Origin of the sequence: Pseudoalteromonas sp. P1-9 (assembly GCF_001399975.1) — a bacterium.
Lineage (GTDB): Bacteria > Pseudomonadota > Gammaproteobacteria > Enterobacterales > Alteromonadaceae > Pseudoalteromonas.
In genome coordinates, this window is sequence record NZ_LKBD01000001.1 from 88,307 (window position 1) to 112,743 (window position 24,437).

At 40.9% G+C, this 24,437-nt stretch carries 16 protein-coding genes; 8 read left to right on the forward strand and 8 right to left on the reverse strand.

The window, feature by feature from the left end; all coding sequences use genetic code 11:
- Positions 1-77 precede the first annotated feature (77 nt).
- Entirely contained in the window at positions 78-2,252 is a 2,175-nt protein-coding gene (locus AN214_RS00430; RefSeq protein WP_054977925.1) for a M3 family metallopeptidase, read from the forward strand.
- Between the two features lie 132 nt (positions 2,253-2,384).
- On the opposite strand, the gene AN214_RS00435 is transcribed toward AN214_RS00430, so the two are convergent.
- The 4 genes from AN214_RS00435 to AN214_RS00450 all read right to left on the reverse strand — a co-directional run bounded on the left by AN214_RS00435 (position 2,385) and on the right by AN214_RS00450 (position 10,712).
- Entirely contained in the window at positions 2,385-3,965 is a 1,581-nt protein-coding gene (locus AN214_RS00435; RefSeq protein ID WP_054977926.1) for a methyl-accepting chemotaxis protein, read from the reverse strand.
- Positions 3,966-4,157: 192 nt separating this feature from the next.
- Entirely contained in the window at positions 4,158-7,541 is a 3,384-nt protein-coding gene (locus AN214_RS00440; protein ID WP_054977927.1) for a S8 family serine peptidase, read from the reverse strand.
- Between the two features lie 279 nt (positions 7,542-7,820).
- Positions 7,821-8,357 carry a hypothetical protein gene (locus AN214_RS00445; protein ID WP_054977928.1) on the reverse strand — a complete coding sequence of 179 codons (537 nt, stop codon included), beginning with the start codon at positions 8,355-8,357 and terminating at the stop codon, positions 7,821-7,823.
- 12 nt (positions 8,358-8,369) lie between these two features.
- Entirely contained in the window at positions 8,370-10,712 is a 2,343-nt protein-coding gene (locus AN214_RS00450) for a S8 family serine peptidase (protein ID WP_054977929.1), read from the reverse strand.
- A gap of 172 nt (positions 10,713-10,884) precedes the next feature.
- Here AN214_RS00450 and AN214_RS00455 point away from each other — a divergent pair, with 172 nt between their 5' ends.
- Entirely contained in the window at positions 10,885-12,000 is a 1,116-nt protein-coding gene (locus AN214_RS00455) for an anhydro-N-acetylmuramic acid kinase (protein WP_161805643.1), read from the forward strand.
- A 259-nt stretch (positions 12,001-12,259) separates the two neighbouring features.
- On the opposite strand, the gene AN214_RS00460 is transcribed toward AN214_RS00455, so the two are convergent.
- Positions 12,260-12,613, reverse strand: a complete 354-nt coding sequence (locus AN214_RS00460; RefSeq protein ID WP_054977931.1) for a gamma-glutamylcyclotransferase family protein — start codon at positions 12,611-12,613, stop codon at positions 12,260-12,262.
- 83 nt (positions 12,614-12,696) lie between these two features.
- Here AN214_RS00460 and AN214_RS00465 point away from each other — a divergent pair, with 83 nt between their 5' ends.
- Both AN214_RS00465 and AN214_RS00470 read left to right on the forward strand, forming a co-directional pair.
- Positions 12,697-13,263 carry a DUF6942 family protein gene (locus tag AN214_RS00465; protein ID WP_054977932.1) on the forward strand — a complete coding sequence of 189 codons (567 nt, stop codon included), beginning with the start codon at positions 12,697-12,699 and terminating at the stop codon, positions 13,261-13,263.
- A gap of 272 nt (positions 13,264-13,535) precedes the next feature.
- Positions 13,536-15,665 (forward strand): GGDEF and EAL domain-containing protein, encoded by a 2,130-nt coding sequence (locus AN214_RS00470; protein ID WP_054977933.1) that lies wholly within the window; start codon positions 13,536-13,538, stop codon positions 15,663-15,665.
- A 66-nt stretch (positions 15,666-15,731) separates the two neighbouring features.
- On the opposite strand, the gene AN214_RS00475 is transcribed toward AN214_RS00470, so the two are convergent.
- Positions 15,732-16,718, reverse strand: coding sequence for a GlxA family transcriptional regulator (locus tag AN214_RS00475; protein ID WP_054977934.1), 987 nt, complete (start codon positions 16,716-16,718; stop codon positions 15,732-15,734).
- A gap of 128 nt (positions 16,719-16,846) precedes the next feature.
- Here AN214_RS00475 and AN214_RS00480 point away from each other — a divergent pair, with 128 nt between their 5' ends.
- Together AN214_RS00480 and AN214_RS00485 are read left to right on the forward strand one after the other, a co-directional pair.
- The gene (locus AN214_RS00480) at positions 16,847-18,745 is read left to right on the forward strand and encodes a beta-ketoacyl synthase (protein ID WP_054977935.1); all 1,899 of its coding nucleotides are present in this window, start codon (positions 16,847-16,849) and stop codon (positions 18,743-18,745) included.
- A 364-nt stretch (positions 18,746-19,109) separates the two neighbouring features.
- Positions 19,110-19,709, forward strand: coding sequence for a lytic transglycosylase domain-containing protein (locus AN214_RS00485; RefSeq protein ID WP_054977936.1), 600 nt, complete (start codon positions 19,110-19,112; stop codon positions 19,707-19,709).
- A gap of 23 nt (positions 19,710-19,732) precedes the next feature.
- Here the strand turns inward: AN214_RS00485 and AN214_RS00490 are convergent, their stop codons facing one another.
- Positions 19,733-19,966 carry a hypothetical protein gene (locus AN214_RS00490; protein ID WP_010558399.1) on the reverse strand — a complete coding sequence of 78 codons (234 nt, stop codon included), beginning with the start codon at positions 19,964-19,966 and terminating at the stop codon, positions 19,733-19,735.
- Between the two features lie 464 nt (positions 19,967-20,430).
- Here AN214_RS00490 and AN214_RS00495 point away from each other — a divergent pair, with 464 nt between their 5' ends.
- Entirely contained in the window at positions 20,431-21,255 is an 825-nt protein-coding gene (locus AN214_RS00495) for a hypothetical protein (RefSeq protein ID WP_152960680.1), read from the forward strand.
- Here the strand turns inward: AN214_RS00495 and AN214_RS00500 are convergent.
- Positions 21,252-23,297 carry an EAL domain-containing protein gene (locus AN214_RS00500; protein ID WP_152960681.1) on the reverse strand — a complete coding sequence of 682 codons (2,046 nt, stop codon included), beginning with the start codon at positions 23,295-23,297 and terminating at the stop codon, positions 21,252-21,254. The genes AN214_RS00495 and AN214_RS00500 overlap by 4 nt on opposite strands.
- A gap of 373 nt (positions 23,298-23,670) precedes the next feature.
- On the opposite strand from AN214_RS00500, the gene AN214_RS00505 reads away from it, so the two are divergent.
- Positions 23,671-24,393, forward strand: coding sequence for a YebC/PmpR family DNA-binding transcriptional regulator (locus AN214_RS00505; RefSeq protein ID WP_054977939.1), 723 nt, complete (start codon positions 23,671-23,673; stop codon positions 24,391-24,393).
- Positions 24,394-24,437 lie beyond the last annotated feature (44 nt).

Sequence of the window (24,437 nt, forward strand, 5' to 3'; positions counted from 1 at the left end):
GAGCATTCACGCTTAGCGTGCTTTTTTTTCTGAACACGATTGCAATTAAGACTCGCCAATAACACTAGGAACACACAATGAAAAAACTAAACCTTTCGCTGGTTGCGATGGCAACAGTATTTGCTTTGTCAGGCTGTGGTGAAAAATCAGCACCAACAGTTTCAAACGCACCAACAGCCGAAAAAACAGTTGCGACAGACACTAAAAACGACAACGCAATTTTGGCCGCATTTAGCGGTCCATATAACGGTGTACCAGCATTTGATAAAGTAACACTGAGCGAGCTTAAGCCTGCATTTGATGCCGCAATGGCACAAAAACTGGCAGAAGTTGATGCCATTGCCAACAACCCTGAGCCAGCGACGTTTGACAATACCATTGTTGAACTTGAGAAATCAGGCAGCCTTTTAAAACGCGTTTACACTTACTACGGTATTTGGCGCTCAAACGTTTCTAGCGCAGAATTTCGTGCCATTCAAAAAGAAATGGCGCCTAAGCTATCTGCCTTCAACTCAAAAATTACGCAAAATGAAAAGCTTTTTGCGCGCATTAAAGCGGTATACGAAAGCGATGCGTTAAAGTCACTGACACCAGAAGAGCAACGAGTAACTTGGCTTACTTACAATAGCTTTGCACGTAATGGTGCAACACTTGATAAACCGTCTAAAGCACGCTTTGCAGAAATTAACCAAGAGCTTGCTGGTCTTCACACTAAATTTGCCAACAATGTGTTAGCAGATGAAGAAAACTACGTGGTGTTTTTAACTAAAGAGCAACTTTCAGGCTTACCTGATTCGTTAATTTCAGCGGCAAAAGCGGCGGCGAAAGATCGTGGTAAACCAGAAATGTTCGCAATTACTAATTCGCGTTCATCAATGGATCCGTTTTTAACCTACTCAGATGAACGTGCACTACGTGAACAAGTATGGAAAAACTACTACAACCGCGGCGGTAATGGTGATGAGTTTGATAACAATCAAACCATTAAAGACATTTTAACTCTACGTCACGAGCGCATGCAGTTATTGGGCTACGACAACTACGCACAGTGGCGTTTAGAAGACCGTATGGCAAAAACACCAGCGAATGCAAAAGCCCTAATGGATAAAGTATGGCCTGCGGCAATTGCACGCGTGGGTGAAGAAGTTGCTGACATGCAAGTAATCGCTGATAGCGAAGGTGCAAACATTAAAATTGCGCCATGGGATTATCGCTACTACGCAGAAAAAGTACGTAAAGCAAAGTACGATCTTGATTCAAACGAAGTAAAACAATACTTGCAACTAGATAAACTGCGCGAAGCGATGTTCTATGTAGCAGGTCGTTTATTTAACTTCAACTTTAAAGAAGTGGCGGCCGGTTCAGTCCCTGTGTTCCATGAAGACGTGCGCGTGTGGGATGTAACTGATAAAACCACTGGCGAACATATTGGTTTATGGTATTTAGACCCATTTGGTCGTAAAGGTAAGCGCTCAGGCGCGTGGGCAACCACCTATCGCAGCCACACAACATTCGATGGTAAGAAAACGGTTCTGTCGTCAAACAATTCTAACTTTGTTAAAGGCTCTGAAGGCGAACCGACGCTTATTTCATGGTCCGATGCTGAGACTTATTTCCATGAGTTTGGTCATGCACTTCACTTCTTATCAGCAACGGTTGCTTACCCTAAATCGCATTCAGGTGTACGCGACTATACTGAATTCCAATCGCAACTACTTGAGCGCTGGTTAACAACCGATGAAGTGATCAATAACTACCTTGTTCACTACAAAACTGGTGAGCCAATGCCAAAAGAGTTAGTTGCTAAAATTAAGAAATCAGCAACCTTTAACCAAGGCTTTAAAACTACTGAGTACTTAGCGTCGGCAATTATGGATATGCTATACCATACAACCGATCCAGCTAAAATTGACCCAGCTAAATTTGAAAAAGAGCAATTAGAAGCCATTGGTATGCCAAGTGAGCTTGTGATGCGCCACCGCAGCACACACTTTGGCCATATTTTCTCTGGTGAAGGTTACTCAGCGGGTTATTACGGCTACTTATGGGCGGAAGTACTAACGTCAGACGCATCTGAAGCATTTGCTGAAGCACCTGGTGGCTTTTACGATAAAGAATTAGCTGACAAGCTTGTTAAGCACTTATTCTCTATTCGTAACGCAATGGACCCAGCTGAAGCATATCGTTTATTTAGAGGACGTGACGCAGAAGTTGAAGCACTAATGCGTGACCGTGGTTTCCCGGTTAAGTAACCCGACCTTGAGTTAGTATCTATGGATACAAAAATGCCGCGAATATCGCGGCATTTTTTTACATCGAACCTTATTAACTTAAACCCTAATTAACCTGAACTCAAGTTAGTTAATGAATGATCCAACTATAGATTAACGGTGCTGACTAAATTGCTTCGCCATCGTGGTTAATCGTTCTGCTTCGTTTAACAGTTTCTCTGTTGACTCAAATGCATGCTCTGACGCGTCAAGTGTTTCTTTACTCGCATTATCAATGTTAATCACATTCTTTGTAATTTCATCGGATACCGCAGACTGCTCTTCTGCTGCGGTTGCGATTTGCGCACTCATATCCGTAATAGTATTTACCGCATCTAAAATACGACTAAGTGACGCTTTTGCAAGTTGCGCCTGATCGGCACTTTGCTCTGCTCTGGTTTGCCCTTGCTGCATTGCTGAAACCGCTTCACCTGCAGATTGTTGTAACGTTGCAACCATTTGCTGAATTTCTTCTGTCGATGACTGAGTGCGTGCGGCGAGTGTACGTACTTCATCGGCAACAACGGCAAAGCCACGACCTTGTTCACCTGCCCTTGCAGCTTCAATTGCGGCATTAAGTGCAAGTAAGTTGGTTTGTTCCGCAATACCACGAATCACATCAACCACAGTGCCAATTTGCTGGCTATCTGACGCAAGTTTATTAATAACCGTAACAGCAGATTCAACTTCGCGTACAAGTTCGTTAATGTCTGCGGTCGTTCTATCAACCACTTGCTGCCCTTCAACTACTTCGTTATCGGCAACTTGCGTTGCATCAGCGGTAAGAGAGGCGTTTTGCGCCACTTCTTTTACCGTTGCAGACATTTGATTGATTGCAGCTGCGACCTGTTCGACTTCACGGTTTTGCTGCTGCATTAATTGATTCGTTTTCTCGGCCGTGTCCATGGTACTGTGCGCAACAGTATCAAGCCCAGACGTTGCGTCGTTAATACGCCATACAATGGTTTCTTGCTGGGTTTGCAACATTTTAATCGTGAGCTGCAATTGGCCTAATTCGTCACTGCGACCGGTGTACACTTGTTTGGCAATATCATTATCAAAAATCTCACGCGCTTTTCGTGCAGCATCCTGATAAGGTTTGGCAACACCCCATGCAAATAAACCAAACAGCACAAATGCCAGCATTAATGGCCATAGTTGTGCAACTGACGAAACAGAGAAAGAAGCAATCAAGGCAGGAATAACGGTTGCAAATACGCCCGCAAGCGTTAACTTACCCATTAAGTTAAATGACAATGCAGATGTAATTTTTTGACCCAAACTCGCGCCATTATTAACCGAACTATACAGCGCTTTCGCGCGTTTAAGGTAATCTTCTTCAGGCTTTAGACGCACCGATTGATAACCGACAATTTTTTGCCCTTCCATCACAGCGGTAATATAGGCATCAACCCAATAGTTATCACCATTTTTACAGCGGTTATCAACAATGCCCATCCAAGGCTTACCTTGCTTGATAGTGCCCCATAAATCCTTAAAAGCCAGTGACGGCATTGCCGGATGACGGACAATATTATGCCCGTGACCAATCAGCTCGTCGCCTTGATAGCCACTGATATCGATAAAGTCTTGGTTTGCGTAAGTAATGCGACCTTTTAGGTCCGTGGTTGAAACAATCCGTTGTGACGACTTTAGTTTTACCTCACTGCCTGTGAGGGTTTGGTTTTTCTGCATAAGACGACGCCAATTATTTTTTATTAATTATTTAGTTATACAAAGTGTAGTACAGAAAACAAGCACTGTACTGAATCACTAATTAAGCTCTTAGGGGCTCGATAGTATACACTTATCTAATTAATTGGTACGTCAGACAAAAGCACTAAAAAAGCCCGCATTATTGCGGGCTTTTCAATAAAAATGAAATAGTTACTTCACTTTTCTACGACGAATAAATGCCAGTGGCGCAGCAAGCAGTGCAAGCCAACCAAATGAACCTGACGATTTTTTCGTTTTAGGTGGCGTTACTGGTTCAGGAAGTGGATTTTCATTCACATCTGTCACCATAATTTTCACCATCGCAGGCTCAGAAATATTGCCAGCAGTATCAGTAACAACCACTTCCATTTCGATTTCAGTTAGACCAGCTTCATAATCAAGCACTGATTTATCAGCAACAACAATTTCACCTGACTGTTCTAACATAACCGCATTTGACGTTTGGCTAACGACAATAAACTCTGACGCTAGGTTTGCAAGCTCAGCACCATAAGACACTTCTAGCATTCCAACCACTGTACCATTTTCCGAATTTTCAGCGATTGAGAACTCAGCGTCAGCAAGCATTGGTGCAACTGCGCGGTCAGCGCTTGGTGTTGCGTTAATCGCTTTCGAACCTGATTCAGATAAAATCGTAAAGTTTTTACCTGCGTGCGCAAGGTAAGCGGATTCACCCGGAGCTAACGACTCAACAATATTTTCTTCCGCAGTCATTAATGCTGCAACACCTGTTGATTTCTCAAATGTGAACGTTCCCATTGCATCATCAAGTGATTCATAAGCAATTGGTGTCCAAGTTCCTTCTTCAAGACGGAATCGTACGTTAGCTGTTAGTCCCATGTCCTCAGTCGTTAGGCCAAATGCACCTAAACACGACTGAATAGTCATAAAGTTGTTACCAGTTGTGTGATACATGTTGCCTAACCAACCACTTCCTACACCATATGGGTGGGTAAATGATATTTGTGTAGGCTCTACATCATAGAACCACTCAAGCTTACCATTTTGCGCAGTAACGTCATATGTACCGTCTTGGTCTAAATCGAAGTCAACCATAAAGCCACCAATATAGCTATGGCTCACACCTTCATTCATTACAATTGTTGAGAAAACAGAGTAGCCTGATTCACAGAATTCAGTCGGCACTTCAATCATTTCAACCGAACCACTTACCAGATCTAAACGCTTGCCTTCGGCAGCATCTGAAACTGTTGTTGGCGCAAAGAATGGTTCAAAGTCGACTGCACCTACGTTAGTCACTTTATGCGCCGTGCCACCTTCCATTTGAACAGGCTCAAATGACAATTCTGCCGCAGCTTTTGGTAACGTGTGATAAACTAAATGAAGTGCTTTTTCACCGCCCTCAGAGAAAATAAGCGCGCCGTCTAATTCAAGATTAGTTAAATCTGTCGTAGCGTCTTGTGTACCAATATTATTTTGGTTTAATGTCCACTCCGGCAGTTTTGCAGGGTCAACTTTAAACGTAACATCAAACGATACCGTTTGACCGCCCGGCACTGTAATTGAATCTGGATGCATTACCACCAGCGCGCCGCGTTCAATATCGTTACTGAAGCGCTGCTCTAGGCTGAGGTCGTAGGTTTTACTTTCACTTGTAAAGTTTTTAACTTGTACCGTTTTAACGTAGTCAGTTGCCTGAGAAGGGTTAATCAAACCAAGTGATAATGCTGCTTGTTTTGTATCTTTTGCCCATGCTGCCACAGGTAGGTTTGCCGCCTTTTCAACATCAACAAGCCCCGCACCAATGTAACTAATCGGCGCCAATTCAGTTTCTGGGTTTAATGAACGCGGCTCCATAGTAACATCAAGGTTTGCCGTATTCATAATAGTAGCTTTAAGTTCTATCGCATTGCGATTTGGATGCGCTTGTTTTAATAAGCTCATTGCACCAGCTGTCATTGGTCCTGAGAATGATGTACCAGTCGCACCAGAAAGGCCTGTGCCTGTGCCCGGGTGTGCAGTCATAATATTCACACCAGGCGCCGTAATTTCAGGTTTTAATAAACCGTCCATTGATGGACCACGTGATGTAAATGATGCGATTGCACCCGATGTAACGATAGCTTCAACATTAATCGAGAATATACCAGACTCTTTTAATGCCATACCGGCTTGATATGTAATACCAACAGATGGAATAGTAACCTCTGTACTGCTACCGCCCATAGGCGCCGGCGTTCCGTCATCGTTATTATTTGCAATAAATACAAACTCGGCACCTTTTTCTTGCGCCATCAATACTTTTGTAACAAACGCGCAACCACCACGGTCAATCACAACCGCTTTGCCTGTAAAATCGGTACCATCAGCAAATGCTTCGCATGCAGTTTGGTTTGCATCTGGGTAGACAACTTCAAGATCAGTATTTGACAGCATGTAAGGTTCAGATGGACCGAATGACGCAAGCTGAATAATAGCCTCTTCACCGTTAATCGTGCCACTTGGAATTAATGTTTCATCTGTTGGGTGAGTCATTGCACCAACTGATAACGCATTTTCAGAAGTACTTGGTCCACCAACAATAAATGGATAAGCGCCGTCATTACCAGCAGAAATAACAACATTAGTACCGAGCTTCACCGCTTGGTTAATAGCAAGGCCAACACCATCAGTTGCGATATCACCAAAATCACCACCCAGCGACATATTAATTACATCAACACGGTCTGAAATATCACCATCACCATTCGGATCCATCGCCGCTTCTAATGCCATGAACTGAGCAACACCAGGACACCCACCAGCACACACAGAGTACACATAAAGTTCTACATTTGGTGCTATTCCCGATACTGAATGTGACACATGCGTACCATGGCTTGTACCGGCATCAATTGGATCTGGGTCCATATTATAAAAATCATAGCCGCCCATAACCTGGCCTTGCGGCCAAGCTACAGAATCTGTTGGGTCTTCAGCTGCTGCAACATATGCGGCTTCAGTACCTTCACCGCCAAATGCAGCGTGAGTGTAGTCAATACCCGTGTCTAAAACGGCAACTTTCACTCCGCTACCGTTAGCAACACCTGATGCTACTAACTCGGCTGCTTTAATATATTCAGCGCTATCCGCTATATGTAACTCAGAGTCATAAATTGGGAAAATACCCGCTACTTCATTATGTGCTACCAGCTGTTCAATTTCGCGCTTGTCACCTTTAACAAGTAAACCATTAACAAGCTTAGAAGTTTTTGCAACAATGCTAATATTTAAATCCATCGTTTGGATTGCTGATTCGACTAAAGCCTGAGAAGTCATAATCGACGCTGTTTGGCTCGCAATATTTGAGCTAACACCTTGGCTTTGCGCTATTGATGGCGTGTTAAGTTTTACTAACCAAGCACTTGCTTGCTTTACTTCTTTTTCGTCATTTTTGATACTTGCTTGCGCTTGAACTGGTTTTGCACCACTGTAGTTATACTGCTTAAATGTTGCAGCACTTGCTGCTGTTGATGTAATTGCTGCCGCAACTGATAACGCAATTAGCGTTCTTTTGTTACCAAATCTTGTCATTTTTGACTTCCCTCTTAGGTGAACTTTTTATCTGGACAAACTTATTTTTGTAAGTTGAATAACATTAACAACAGAAACACCAAACAACAACATCTCATTTACAATAATTTAAGATAAAATTAGCTTCACGATTTAATATTGCACATGAATCAATAAATAACGGGTTTTTAAGACTTAACAATACACAAATAGAAAGCACAGTAATCTCTTAAATAATTATTTTGAACCTCAAACAAAAAAGCCCGCTAGAAGCGGGCTTTAACAAGTTAAGTAATCAGATTAACGCGCTGTATGGCGTGCTTCTAATACTTCAATACGTGCTTCTTTAATCAGACCTGATGCTTTTAATAGCTCTTGCGCTTTTAAAACATCTTGGTTTTCTGCAACAGAAACAACAGCTAAATCAGTACCAGAAAAACTTGACTCAAGGTTTAAACCAGTTGCAGCTGCAACATCATTAGCCGAAACACCTTTCTTAAGTAGAATAGAGATGTTACCTGATAAAGGAGCTAAATTACCTGTAAAAATGTTACGCACAAGACTGCCAGGCTTTACTAAGTCATTTGGAACTTCAAGAGCAACTACTGCATTCTCACCCTTTGAAGCAATCACGCTATCAGCAGCCGCAATTGATGAAGGCACTAGTGCTAAACCTTTCTCAATTTTATACATGCCAAAATCAGCTTTAGATAATTGTTGTACTTGTTTTTGTGTATCAACTTTATCGGCAACGCCAGCGTCAAACTTTGATACCGCAGTAGCTTGAGTTGATAACGTCATCGCAACTACTGTCATTGATAATAATTTAAGTTTCATTGCATAAACTCCTTAGTTTGCCGCATGACCAAATACACGAACCGCAGCACCAGTCATCGTAGATGGGGTTGTGTTATTAACATAGCCGATAAAACCAAACGAACCACCATCAGCAGTTGCGAAGCTATCGCCAGATGTATCAACTAAACGAATCGTCCACTCACCCTTCGCTGATTCACCATAGAACGCATTTGCTAGGAAAGTACCATTTTTCAAGATGTAACCAGGCTGCCAGCCTCCGTAAAAATCAAATGCAGGGTAAACAAGCGCTTGTTTCGACGATAGTAATACACTACGTGTACCGCTTGGAGATGTAACTTCGATTGCTAAATCGGTACCAGCTGTAGTTTGTACTGGGCCATTAGCTGTATCAAAACCGAAGCCCATTTCTTTGCTAACAATATCAAAATTAAATTGAATTGCTTCAACTGTAACATCTTCTTCAATAGTTACTGTGTACGATACACCTTCGGCATTGTTGTCTGGAATTTCTACCATTAAGTCTTCTTGACCAACAACAGAGCCAGCTCCAACCCAATCACTGATAACTTCTTCACCTAGGTTAGTATCATATGCTTTTGCCATAGCAACAGCAGCGCCAGCGTCTACACGACCAAAACCGTAAAGGTTATTAAACTTATAACCCGCAGCATTTTCAATCCAACCATCGTGTGCAACAAATTCACCTGCCTCTTCATCTTTACCTACAGATAGTGTGATTGCCTCATCGCTAGCATCATTTTTAGTCGACGTATTAGCTAAAATATGACGTACATCACGCCAAGTTAAGTCTTTGTTTGCAGATAAAATAAGTGAAACCACACCTGCCGCATTAGGCGCTGCAGATGATGTACCATTCATTGTAGAGCGGTAATTACAGCTTGCGTTTTCTGGGTGACCTGGGTAATCGAATACATATTGGCTTGCAGCAAATGCTTCACCGTAAGCAGCACTCCAATCAGCAATATTACGGCCTTCATAACCAGATACACCACTCAAGCATGTCATAGGATCTGTTGTAACCATTGCTGGTGCCCAACGGCCAAACTCACCAGATGGAGCAGCGACTAAAACGTTTGCGCCTGCTGAAGAGTAACTTGTGTGTTTACCATTAGAATTAACTGCTCCCACTGAGAAATAGTAAGGATGCGCTTGGCTAGGCTCGCTGTTACCATTATAACAGGTAAGGCCTAAATCATTTGCGCCATTATCTGCACAGAAAGAGCCTTCTGGACCACCATCTTCAAAACTATTACCGCTAGACTTAATATTAGTCGCACCTTTACCACCACGAAGGTATAAATTTGGATACGACTCGATTTGCTCATCTAATTCTGAATAACCAATATACACTGGGAAAGTGATGCCATAGCTGCGGTTGAACGCTGAAATTTCTTCATTAGCTGTGATACCAGAACCTGGGAAACCGTGCACTAAGAAGTCTGTTTGAGCAACTTTATCACCAGAACCTAAATAGTTCATACCGATTAGACCAGTGTTTGGAGCCACACCACGGCCGCCTAAGCCATTCCAGCCTTTAGCCGCAATTAAACCCGCTACACTTGTACCATGGTCACCATTTATCGCTTCGCTCGTAGGGTCAGTTTTATCTAATGCACCCTGAACTAAATTTAATGAACGATTAGGCAGTACATTTGGTGCTAAATCCTCATGGCGAATTTCGAGACCTGAATCTACCACAACAGCAGTTACACCAGCACCTGTAACACCTTGTTTATAGGCTTCTACTGCTTTGATATCTTCACCAGCAACTAAATAACGAGCCTCTGCATCAGCAAATTCAGCGTCCCAATATGCTATTGCTTCTTCTTCAGTCATAATGCCTAGATCATTTACGTATAAATCGATTAGACCTTGCTTCATTTCATCACTTAGAGCGAATGCTTTTTGACCGGTATTACGTAAATGCCATTGATGCTTAGCAAGTGGGTCGCCTTTAACACCTGAGACTACTAGTTTAGCAGACGCTGATTTGCCATTGGCTGTTACTGTGTAACCAATTTCTGCATCTTCGCCAGAAATGTTAACATACTTAAAGTTAAGGCCATCAAGCTCAAGTACACCATGAGAAAAGGTATAAACACCACCTTCAGCACTTACAGATTCACCGTTTTCGCTAAACGAAACAGAAAGTTCATCGTAGTTTCCATCACGGGCGTTTAACTGCCCCTCCGAAACCATCCACTGCATTGCATTAAGAACCATTACATCATTCGCAGTAGGAGCTACATCAGGTGTTACAGTTGTTTTTTTGTTATCGTCACTACCACAACCAGCTAACGAAATTAGAATAGCTGCGCTAAGTGCTGATAACTTCAGTTTATTATTTTTCATAATCAACCCTTGTTAATAAATTAGCCACAAGTTAACAAGGTAAAACAAACCTTACAACACATCATTTACAAACATTTGCATTTTAAATAATTATTTACATATTTTCGTCTATGACTTTATCTAATGGAATTTATCTTTACAATTGACAAATATGTATTTCAAAATTGAAATTATGAAACAAAATTCTATCTGCTACATCGGCATCATGTCTGGCACTAGCTTGGATGGTATCGACATTGCATTAGTAAACATAGTAAACGGGCAAACTAGGTTAGTAGCAAGCTTGGAAACCCCCTTTACAGAGTCACTGCATCAGTTGTTATCTTCAATTATTACTAATAAGACATGCAATATTGCTGATATAGGTAATGCGTCTTATCAACTAGCTTGTGAATACGCAGCGGCAGTTAATCAATTACTACAAACGCAGCAAGTTGATGCTAACGAAATAAAAGCCATCGGCGCACATGGGCAAACTGTCTTCCACGACCCTAACAGTGAAACACCGCATTCAACCCAGTTATTAAATGCATCTGTGCTCGCCGCTAAAACAGGCATTACTTGTGTACATAACTTCCGCGAAATGGATGTTTCCCTTGGTGGTCAAGGCGCCCCGCTAGTGCCTCTTTTTCATCAAAGTTTGTTAGCTCAAATAAATTCTAATAAGCATAAAGACTCTCAGGTTTTTGCCAATATTGGCGGCATTGCTAACCTAACAATTTGTCACCAAGACACTTTACTTGGTTTTGACTCAGGCCCAGGCAATACACTTATTGACGGTTTTACACAGCAAGCATTTGACCAACCATACGATCGCAATGGCGACTTCGCAAAGCAAGGTAAAATCAATCAAGAGTTACTTAAACAACTATTAGATGATGACTACTTTGCACTGCCCACGCCAAAAAGTACTGGACGGGAGTATTTCAATCTGACTTGGCTTAGGCAGAAGTGTGCTGAAAATACGTTCAATAACCACGATATGTTAGCAACACTAACTGAGCTTACAGCGCTAACCATTGCAAGCCCTATTCAGTCAAAAGTAGGTACGTTGGTATTGTGTGGCGGTGGTGCTAAAAACGCTTACTTGGTTGCGCGCCTGCAACATCATTTACCAGATTGGCATGTTACTACTAGCGATAATGTTGGCGTCAGTGCCGATTTTATGGAAGCAATGGCGTTTGCTTGGATGGCTTATCGCACGTTAAATCATCTGCCAGCTAATGCGCCCTCTGTAACGGGTGCTAACAAAGCTGCAGTATTAGGGCAGATCACCTTTGCACCTTAGTTTTATAATGGTGCAGACTTGCACCATTATAACTCGAATAAATATAGCGATATTGCTAATCATTTGATTTAAATAACAAACTGATGCTGGCACAGATTTTCCATTACTAATGAAACATGTAAAGGAGAAGCCACTATGAAGTCAATTAAAGATACTTATCTATTTTTATATCAAATTACCCATTTAAACCTAGGTCAATGGAGCGTTGAGCAGCCACATGGCGCGAATGATGCAAAATACTAGGCTTTAACGCTGCTAGTTACTTTGCATTTTTTTGCTCTTTACTAGCAGCGTATATCCAACATGCTTGACCATCCTTTGTTTTAGCTTTTATGCGCCTATATTCCGCTACTTCATAACTATCCGCTTGCATTAACTCTTCACTTGAAAGCCAATAGCAATGGCCTGTGACTTCATCAATTTTGTTACCTGTGCGTACTAAAATTGGATGATATTGCTTACCACTTTTGGCGATAACACCCTTATCCTCGATCTTTACTTCAGATAAAACATATCCTTGGAGTACAGCACGCTCGCCTTCTAATACCCGTCCAAAATTAGCCCTCTGCACGTTTTCTTGCTGCAAAGTGCCATAGCTAAACAAACGCTCCATTTTAAATCCTTTTCGTTTGATTCAACCATTTAAGCCTTATCCGCTTTGTGGTATAAATTCGTTTAAAAAACACAGTACTAAACATGTCAGAAATCGGTTTTGGCTGCAATCAATATCAGCTTGCTTTTTATGTTGAAAACGCGCCACAATTTTCCTCATACGCGATCCCAAACTCATTAGTTGAATTACCCTCTGGCGCGATTAATGAAATTTCCATGGCATGCGGTAATGGCTGGCGAAAACAGTTTAATGTTTACGCTAAATTCATTTACAGCCTTACCTCCTGTGTGTTTTCGGGTAAAACCGCAGCGCCAACTTGGCAGCAATATCGAGACACCCAATTACTACAGCAAGGCTCTGCTACTGCATTGTTATTCAGCCCGCCAAACTACAAACGCGCAAATACGCTACATATAATTGCTGGACGAGGTTACGCAAAACAACTTGCTTCACAAGATCTACTTGGTGGCAATTTAACCTGGCTTAACGACGAATTTGCGTACAATATCGAAAACAAATTACTGGTTTCACCATTTTTAGACTATCGCCAACTTTCTAATCGTAAAATCGACTTTTTAGCACAAATGTGTGAGCAGCTAGTTCAACATAACAGTATTCAGCTAGAACGATTTCAACTACCGCAAATGTAATGAATATCATTTATAAACAACGCATGTACTGCTAGTCTTTGTTTATACGGGTGCAGAGGTTAGTTTTGCATGCAACAAGTCGCTGCTAACGCGAACTATTAGTTAAGAAACGGAGCTAATTGCACCGAATAAACTTCCCGCTCACGCATTTTTTCTCTAAACCAAAAATTCACCAATTTATTGTTAGAAAAAGACAAGGATTTCAAGCATACGACCATTTTTTGACTACACTTACTACAAGCTAAGCGTATTGAGATAATGGAATAGCTATTTTGGTAAGGAAGTTAAGCAAAGGTTTTGCATTTAACACACAAGCGGTGCTGCAGCACGTCCCGATTGGTTTGTTTGTCGCCAAGCCAACTGGCGAATGCATGTTTGCAAATAATGCGCTTTATCGAGTGTTAAACTTAACCAATACTGATATCGTCGGCAGCAGCTACATTAACGCAATGCACCCAGATGATCGACAAAAAGCCATTAAACACTGGTATGCCTGCACTGCCAAAGGTGCTAATTTTCAATTCACATTCCGATCAGCTGCAAAAACAAAAAATAAGCTGTTATCGATTCACGCTGAACCGCTCATTGAGAACAAAGTAATCACTGCCTATATCGGTGTAGTTGAAGACGTAACAACTATCAATGAAACAGAACGTAAGCTTTATTTAAGCCAACAACGTTACGAACTAGCTGCAAAAGGTGCCAGCGCTGGGGTATGGGACTGGGATATTTCAAATAACGAGGTATTTTACTCTACTAAATTTACCGAGCTACTTGGCTTTGACAATCTAGCGTTTGGTTGTGATTTTGCTTCCTTTACTGAACAAATCCACCCTGATGATATTAAACAGTTTAAAGCAAGCCTTGAGGTGCACCTAGCCGACCCATTTGAAGCATTTGATATTGAAGTGCGTATGTATAGCGCCAAACAACAAGAGTTATGGTTCCATATTGTTGGTGAAGCAATGCGCGATGAAAAAGGCAATCCGTATCGCATGGTTGGTTCAATGTCTGACATCACTGAGAAAAAGCAATCTCAGCAAGTTATTTGGCACCAAGCTAACTTTGACGCACTCACCCAGTTACCCAATCGTAATATGTTTACCGATAGGCTTAATCAAGAAATCGCCAAAAGTAAGCGCTCAGGCGATAAATTTGCACTGTTATTTATTGATTTAGACCACTTTAAAGAAGTTAACGATACCATGGGTCACAATGCGGGCGACCTATTGTTAGTTGAGGTATCTGAGCGCCTAAGAATAATTTTACGCGAAACCGACACGGTAGCGCGAATTGGTGGTGATGAGTTTACTGCGCTGCTGTGTAATATTCACAACCTAGCAGATGTCGAAAACATTGCCTCAAAGTTGATTCAAGCGATTGAGATGCCGTTCTACATTAATAATGAATCAATATTTATCTCGGCCAGTATTGGTATTACTTTGTTTCCTGACCACAGCGAAAAAATGGAAGAGTTGCTGCGTTTTGCCGATCAAGCAATGTACTTATCGAAAGAAGAGGGGCGCAAACAATACCGTCATTTCAACAAAACCTTACAAGAAAAAACTGAAAAAGCGCACCTACTCACACAGGAATTACGTCTTGCTGTGATTAACCAGCAATTTGAAGTTCTTTATCAGCCAATTTTATCAATCTCTGATTTAAAAATTCATAAAGCAGAAGCGCTACTGCGCTGGCATCATCCCGAACTTGGTATGGTGAGCCCCGCTGACTTTATTCCACTCGCTGAAACATCAGGAATGATTATTGATATTGGCAACTGGGTGTTTCAACAGGCGGCCGAGCAAGTAAAAAAATGGCAATCAAGCTATGATCAACACTTTCAAATTAGTGTTAACCGCTCCCCTGCGCAATTTCAGTCAAGCGTCAGTAAGCACGATGTCATTTGGCTCAATACTTTACTACAACTAAGTCTTAAGCACGGTATTTGTATCGAAATTACCGAAGGTTTATTACTTGATGACAATGAAGAAATAAAAGAAACACTTAAAAAGTTTCGCTCAGCAGGCGTAGCAATATCTCTTGATGACTTTGGCACCGGGTACGCCGCGCTATCTTACCTTACCAAGTTTGAACTCGACTACTTAAAAATCGATCGCGCCTTTGTCATGAATCTTGAAAGTTCGGCACAGAACCAAGCGCTGTGTGAAGCTATTATTGTAATGGCGCATAAATTAGGTTTAAAAGTAATCGCGGAAGGTGTTGAAACACAAGAACAATTATTCATATTAGAGGCAGCTGGGTGCGACTATGCTCAAGGTTATTTTGTCTCTAAGCCAATTAACCATCAATTGTTTGAACGAGAACTTGCCAACCAAGATCCATTTTCAGTGCAGCAAAAGCTAAAGCAAACTTCATTTAAAAAAACGTCTGCTATTTAGCCCAAATAGCAGACGTTAACTATACTATCGCATGAATTAATAACGCTATTTTTTAAAAATACAAAATCACGAATCTGTTTTAAACAGTTTTTTCCTCACCAGTAAACGATAATCTGACGGTGTTTGTTTTAACTCGCGCTTAAATACTTTGGTGAGATAACCTTGATCAACATAACCTACAGCTACCGCTACATCTTGCACGGTTAGGTTGGTCGAAGCCAATAACTCTTGGGCCATTTCAAGGCGCATTTTTTGTAAATAATGGTTGGCTGTGGTGCCCGTTGCCGCTTTAAAACGCCGTGATAAGGTGCGCTGGCTAATACCAAATTGCTCAGCAACATGCTGCATTGATAATTCGCTCGACGCGTTGTTTTTAAGCCAAAATTGAATTTGCGCAATGAGTTCATCGGCATGTCTATCAACTGCCCCCTCTAAATAACGCTGCTCTTCGTATGGTTTTCTAATTTCATGAGAAAAGTTACGTTCCACATTTTGCGCGGCATCTCGCCCAAATAATTGCGCAATCAAGTAAACCATAATATCAGCCAGCGAGTTTAAACTGGCCGCACAAAAAATACGCTCCGATTGCGTAATAAAAAATTCCGGTTTTAGATCGACCTTAGGATAGTCTTTGCGAAATTGTTTAGCGTAATGCCAATGCGTTGTTGCTGCGTGATGGTCAAGCAAGCCTGCTTCCGCAAGTAAACAGTTGCCAGTACCAACACCGACAATTGTTGCACCCTGTTGCCACTGAGCTTTCAAATAGCCAATCGCCGCTTGGTTTTGCTTAATAACAGGGCGAGGATTTCGCCAGATCCCCGGCACAATAATAAAATCGGCATTGTCATCACAGCCAACAGTTAATTCGGGTAAAAAAGCACACCCCGCGCGGCATTGGATCAGCTCTTGTTTATCGGCTACAAACTTAATATCAAGCTTACGATTTTTGCGGTCATGAAATGATGCTTCGCCCGCTTTAAGCATTTCTACTGGCAGCGTAACGCTGGTCGCCAATATTTGTGGATACAATAAGAGTCGTACTTTTGTTGTCATAATAACTGCTCAAACCAGTTTGAAATGGCCAAATACACCAAAACTATGTCCAATTAAACACAAACTAAAACTTAAAATCAAAATAAACTGTGTCTAAATAACGCAAACTGTATATATCTAGGGTTTTTATGACTGCATTACCTATTGTTGTTGGAATGGGTGGTATTAATGCCGCAGGACGCACATCTGCTCACCAAGGGTTCCGTCGCATTGTAATAGATAAATTAACACAAGAAGCGCGACAAGAAACATTTCTTGGCCTTGCAACGTTAATGAATCTAGTACGCCAAGAAAACGGTGAACTTGTTGACCATGAAAACCAAGCTATTTGCGCAAGCGAAATCGAAGCTAAATTTGGTGAGCAAATTATTGCTGGTACCTTAATTCGTAAAATTGAAAACAATCATTTTGATGTTGATGCCACTCATGGGCATCAAAAAATGACGGTAATGCCAAGTGAAGGCGACAGCATTGTATTTGAAACAAGTGCGCGTCACTTACCGTCACCCCAGCCGCGCGATTGGCAAATAGAAAACTTGGAAGGCGGTAAAGTTAAAGTAACGATTAACGGTGAATTATCACTTAAGCACGATACCTACCGCGATAATCCAATTAAAGCAGCTGGCCAATTTCCAACGGGATTTGATCCAAGTACGCTTTATAACAGCCGCTATCAGCCTCGTGGCTTACAAGCCACTATTTTTGCCGCAACGGATGCAATCAAATCAACCGGTTTAGCGTGGCAAGATGTACTTGCCGTTGTCGACCCTGACCAAATCGGTACTTATTCCGCATCGGTTGCAGGCCAAATGCAAGATGAAGCATTCGGCGGCATGATGAAAAACCGCTTAAGAGGCGATCGTGTTAGCACCAAAAACTTAGCACTTGGTTTAAATACCATGTCGACGGACTTTATTAACGCTTATGTAACCGGCAATGTAGGTACAACCTTCACTACATCAGGCGCATGCGCTACCTTCTTATATAACTTACGTGCAGCAGTGCACGATATCAAAGCGGGCCGCACCCGTGTTGCAATTGTTGGCAGTGTTGATTGTGCAGTTACGCCTGAAATTGTTGAAGGCTTTGGCAATATGAGCGCACTGGCAAATATTGAAGGCTTGAAAAAGCTTGATAATAGCGATACCCCAAATTTACGCCGCACTAGCCGTCCATTTGGTGAAAACTGCGGTTTTACCATAGGTGAAGGCGCACAATTTGCCGTATTAATGGATGACGCATTAGCATTAGAACTTGGCGCTGATGTTATGGGCTCAGTACCTGATGTATTTGTAAACGCTGATGGCATCAAAAAATCAATTACTGCGCCAGGCCCAGGTAATTATATTACGATGGCAAAATCAGTAGCACTTGCAACAAGTATTCTCGGTGAAGAAGCAGCACAAAAGCGTAGCTATATTCTTGCCCATGGTTCAAGTACACCACAAAACCGTGTAACAGAGTCAATCATTTATGACCGCGTTGCAAAAGCGTTTAATATTGATAATTGGAAACTTGCGGCGCCTAAAGCCTTTGTTGGTCATACAATTGGCCCAGCAAGTGGCGATCAAATGGCCATGGCACTTGGTATTTTTAGCCATAACATTATGCCGGGTATCACCACAATCGATAAAGTCGCTGACGACGTTTACGCCGAGCGCCTTGATATTCGCACTGAGCACTATGAGTGTGAAGCACAAGATATTGCCTTTATTAACTCAAAAGGCTTTGGCGGTAACAACGCTACGGCGCCAATGTTCTCAGCAAATATTACGCTAGAGATGCTCACTAAACGTCATGGCGAAAGTGCAATGGCATCGTATCGCGATAAACTCACACAAACTAAACAAAACCAAGCTGATTACAGCGCGGCTGCAAATTTAGGTGATTACCAATTAATTTATCGTTTTGGTGATGGCTTAATTGATGAAAACGATATCGAATTAACGCAAGAAACCCTTTCTTTGCCTGGTTTTACGCACTCTGTAAAACTAACTGCAAGCAACCCTTTCGATGATATGGTGTAAGCAAATTCACTTCCTTTAAATAGGATACACTGTCATCTACTAAAGGCGCGTTAAGCGCCTTTTTACTTTTTTGCCGTCTTTATAAATACTTACTTAACTAGCTCATCATGGTTACACGCTACATAACATGCTAACTACATTTTAATTTATCGATATAGCATAGCGCTCAATTATAAATTCAGCTTTGTTAGCATTTCATTTATCAATAACAGAATTTATCTAATTCTTCTAACTAGGCTACAAAGCACATCTAAAAACAGGTAAAGTAACCACCATTGAAAGAGTTGAAAATCTGCTCTTTCAGACCATAATTACAATAATACGTTATACCTTACCGAAAATGATTTTTAGACTACTTCTAATAATGCTGTTTTTCGCGTTTTCAGCGGCTGCTAAACCTATTTATCAGTACGTTAAAAGTGATGGTTCTATTGCTTTTACCGACCGAAAACCAATTAAACACAGCTACAGTATTTATCGAACGGGCTGTTATGCCTGCCAACTGCGCTCGTCTTTAAATTGGCATAAAATTCCTATCTATCCAGACAAGTATCATTTAGAAATAGCGACAGCAAGTAAGCAACATAATGTTGACCCAGCACTTGTTCGCGCAATGATCCACGCTGAATCGGCATTTAAAGCCAATGCGCGTTCAAAAAAAGGTGCAATAGGATTAATGCAACTGATGCCGGCAACCGCTAAATACATGGGCATAAAACGCCCAACTAAGCCGAGCCAAAACATCTTAGGTGGTGTTAAGTATTTATCTTATTTATTAGAAAAGTTTAATGGCAATATCAGATTAGCAACGGCTGCATATAATGCAGGCCCTAATGCCGTTAAAAAGTACCGAGGCATACCACCATTTGCTGAAACGAAAGCGTATGTCGAACGCGTTGGCATACTGCACAACCGTTATCGTGTGGCAATAAATAAAAAGAAAAGAAAGATTTCACCTAGCTAAGGTAAATAAGGAAGCTGTGGTGGTTAACTCACCCACCACAGTAGAATCAATGCAAAAATAACAACACTTAAACGGAGCAATGGCCCTTTAAGCGTTTCAAAGGTTTTTCCCTTTAGCTTGTTAATAGCTGCTTGTTCAGTACATGCCGCTACTTTATCAATATAGCTATAACCCGATTTTTCATAGCTTTTGCAAATTGCTTTGTCAGCAGGAATGGCTTTTAGCTCATCCCCTTTTTTTAGGATATAAAAATCCATAACGCACCGTTATTTTTATTTCTCTAACCAATACTAACTTCGGTATTTTTGCCCAAGGCAAAAAAGTGGCGGCCATTAAATACTAAGTAGAAAAAAAGTGCAATACGCAATTAGCAATAGTGAATAAAAATTTACCAAGCAAGCGAATCATCTTTTCATTCGTTATGTAATTGCAATAACAATTCATTTTTCAAAGTGCGATCAATCTCGATCGTCAACTTTAAATCACACGCTACGCTAAGGAAATTTCCTAAGGGTTGCGCAGCTGTAAGATTAAATAAAAGCCACATGAGCGTTTAAAAAGCACTCAACTGTTAAATTGGATTACAAAATTTCACACTTTATTAGCAATTTCACTTATTTGCTGCGGCTAATTGCTGCTATTATCGTCACCGCTGTATCGTAATGAGTTGGCTATGTGCAATTTAAACCGCTTTACATATCACTGTTTTTTACCAGTTTTAATGCTTGGCATAACAACTGGTGCGAATGCTGTTGAAATTAAAGTAGGCCAAAGCCATTCAGATTTACCGCTAGATCAATCTGGCACACTGACCAGTGTAACACCCAGTGGCACGAGCTTTTCATTAGCACACGACTTTAGTGAGAGCGTGCGAGTCAGTTTAGATTATATAAACTGGGAAGATACCCACTTTTCACGAAAAGCGAATTCATTAAAGATTGATTCACAATCTTACGCCGCAACGCTAACCTATTTCATTGAAAACTTTGCGATATCAGGAAATTACACTTATTGGCAAAGTGACTATCGAGAATCATTTTTAGATCTTCCCTCATCACAACATAAAACATATGCCCCCAGTTACGGACTGTCCGTAGGCTATGGTATGTTTTTTGACGACTGGGTTATCGAACCGTCGTTACTTGTGCAATACAACGAATGGCGTTATCGCGATGTTATGGTTGAACAAAATGAAATGGCGCTAACGTTACTGGATGCACTAGAAGATGAAACTGTAGTGTTAAGCGGCTTACTTTCGGCGTCAAAGATCATTGAAATTAAACCCGATACCTATTTACTTGCAGGTGGCGTTATACGCTGGAATGAACTGTTTCAAGGCGATGGTACTAAACAAACCAATAAGTTTGTCAGTTTTGCAGGCAGAAAGTCGTATCCTCACAATACTGATGATGATTACGCCGAGCTAAGTGTATTTGTTACTTACGATATCACGCCCGAGTGGATGGTTGAGCTTGATAGCAGCGTGGCATTTCTACCACATGATAATGTGTCGAGCGTAAGCTGGCGTATTGGGTATCGTTTCTAAACGGACTTATTTTTAAATTCAGCCAGCCAGTTTGGAAAAGTATCTATAGGTTGTGGCTTTGCATAAAAGTAGCCTTGGCAATAATAACAGCCAAACTCAGCTAATTTATTAACCTGCCCTTGTGTCTCTACACCCTCTGCAAGTACATTTAACCCAATGCTTTTTGCGATGTTAACTACCGCTTGTACTATAGTTTGGTCACTTACATCAGTTTCAATATTATCAATAAAGCATTTATCAATTTTAATGGTATTAACGGGCATCATTTTTATGCGATGGAGTGATGAATAACCCGTGCCAAAATCATCAATGGCGATTGGAAATCCTATTAAATTGAGTTCTTTCAATATCGCTAAATGATCTGCATCTTGATTGCTAAATAATGACTCAGTGACCTCAATTTCTACTTTATTTGCTGCAACGAGTGTTTTGCTAAGTAAGTTTCTTAAACCTATAAGATAATTAGGGTTTAAAAACTGCGCTAACGATACATTAACTGCAACTGTACCATCAAAAATATTGCCCAACAGCCACTGTCTGAAATGTGTTAATGCTTGCTCCATTACCCAATCACCAATCTCACATATAAGCCCACTCTCTTCTGCAATGGGTATAAATGTGTCAGGTGAAATACTCCCTAATTCAGGGTGTTGCCAACGTAACAAACACTCAATCGCGAATACCTCATTGGTGGCACTATTCACTTGAGGCTGAAAGTAAACGGTAAGTTGGTCGCGCTTTATCGCGGTTTTTAATCCTTCCTCTAATTTATTTCGAGTAGAAAGTGCTTGTTTTATTTGATTATTAAACAATTGAATATAATCATATTGCTGCTTTTTGGCATGGTACATCGCCATTTCCGCATACGCGAGGATATCATTATGTTCTTTGCTATGTTCAGGAAATATTGCCGCACCAATATTGACGGATAACTTAATGTTTTGTGTACCGAAATAAAAAGGTTCGTCAAAATAAGCTGCGATATTTTGGCAAATTTTGTCGATATTTTGTGGCACATTTTGTTCGCTCATCAAAATCACAAATTGATTGCCGCTGAAACGCGCCAACGTGTCTGAAAGACGGATTCGTTTTGTTAATCGCTTAGCTATTTCTTTAAGTATATGGTCGCCTGCTGCATGCCCTAGCGCATCATTCACCGTTTTAAAACGACTTACATCAAGCATAATTATGACATAAGGCACATTTTGTTTTTCGTATAACATTTGTGCAATACTTAAACGTTGGTTAAATAATTTTAGGTTTGCTATGCCAGTAAGTTGATCATGAAATTCAAGAAATTCTTGTTGATTAGTGAGCCTTTTCGATTCAGATAAATCATTAAAATTTGCAATGTAATGAGATGTTTTTTTACCACTCTTTAATGAATTAATGGTGAGCCATTCAGGATAGATTTCACCTGTTTTTTTCTTGTTCCATACCTCACCAGCCCATGCGCCTTTTTTTTCAAGAGATGCCCACATTTGATCATAAAAGGAAGCTGATTGCATACCTGAACTTAACACTGCGGGTGTTTTACCGATTACTTCATCACTCTGATAACCGGTAATATTGGTAAAAGATTGGTTTACATATTCAATGTTCCCGGAGCTATCGGTAACTAAAATGCCATCGCTCGCTTGGTTAATGATATTATTTGTTAACAGCAGTTTTGCTTCATATTCTTTTCGAACACGAATATCTCGGATAAGACCAAAAAACAACCCCTTATTATTCGGCACCGCACTTGCCATTACTTCAACATCAACGACTGCGCCGCTTTTAGTTACGTGCTTACTCTCAAATCTAACACTGCCAAACTCAGTGATTTTAGCGATTCTATCATTGGTATCTTGATTTGATTCAAAGAGTTCGAAGTCTTCAATGAGATGGCCAACAACTTCTTCTTTACTGTACCCTGTAAGTGATAAATATTGTTCGTTAACATCTAGGATAACACCATGCTTGTTGACCAGCCAAAAGCCGTCAAGCATCCGGTCCACCAGTAAGTTTAAACTTATATCGCCCTGTCCATAATCCTTCACAGTGCCATTAACTCCATAAACTTAATATAGCTGTTGTTACTTTGTGCCACTAGCATTAAAAAGCTTTCTTTTAATTTACTCTTTTAAGTAAAAGATCGCCCTGTTAGCGCAAAGCCTAGTTATTGTCTCAATAAATAATATGAAGATTTAAAAAAAACATGTAGAAATAATAGACTATGAGCAAAAAATTTAAAGCTGAAACAGCAATATAAATAAAGGAAATACCAAAAATAAAAAATATATATGTGTTTTATAACCAACAAGCTTACTGACTTGCAATAATTGTTAATCTTGCGTTGCTACTAGCTGTTTTAATCCTTACTTGTTAGAATCATGCAACTAAATTTCCTGCGAGAATAGAGAGTGAATTAAGATGGGAAGAGCGTTTGAAGTTCGCAAGAACGCGATGGCTAAAACAGCAGCCGCAAAAACAAAAGTAAACTCTAAATACGGTAAAGAGATCTATGTAGCGGCTAAAAACGGCGGCGCAGAGCTAGATACTAACTTGTCGTTAAAACGCCTTATCGAAAAAGCAAAGAAAGACCAAGTACCTGCACACGTAATCGACAAAGCGATTGAAAAAGCAAAAGGCGGCGCTGGCGAAGATTACCAACCAGCACGCTACGAAGGCTTTGGTCCAGGTAACTGCATGGTTATTATCGATTGTTTAACGGATAACCCAAACCGTACCATTAAAGATGTACGTTTAGCATTTACTAAAACTAACTCAAAAATTGGTAGCCCAGGTACAGCTGCACACAGCTTTGATCACCAAGCTGTATTTGCATTTGCAGGCGACAACGACGAAGAAGTGCTAGAAGCACTAATGATGGCAGACGTTGACGTAACTGATGTTGAAGTTGAAGATGGCATCGTTTCAGTATTTGCACCACACACTGAGTTCTATAACGTTAAAACTGCTCTGGCAGAAGCATTTCCAGATGTGAAACTAGATGTTGAAGAAATCACTTTCGTACCACAAACAAGTGTGGATATTGAAGGCGATGATATTCCGCTTTTCCAAAAGTTTATGGATATGCTTAACGATAGCGATGATGTTCAAAACATCTACCACAACGCAATCGTGCAAGACTAATCAAAATTATATAAAAAGGCCTGATTTTTCAGGCCTTTTTTGTA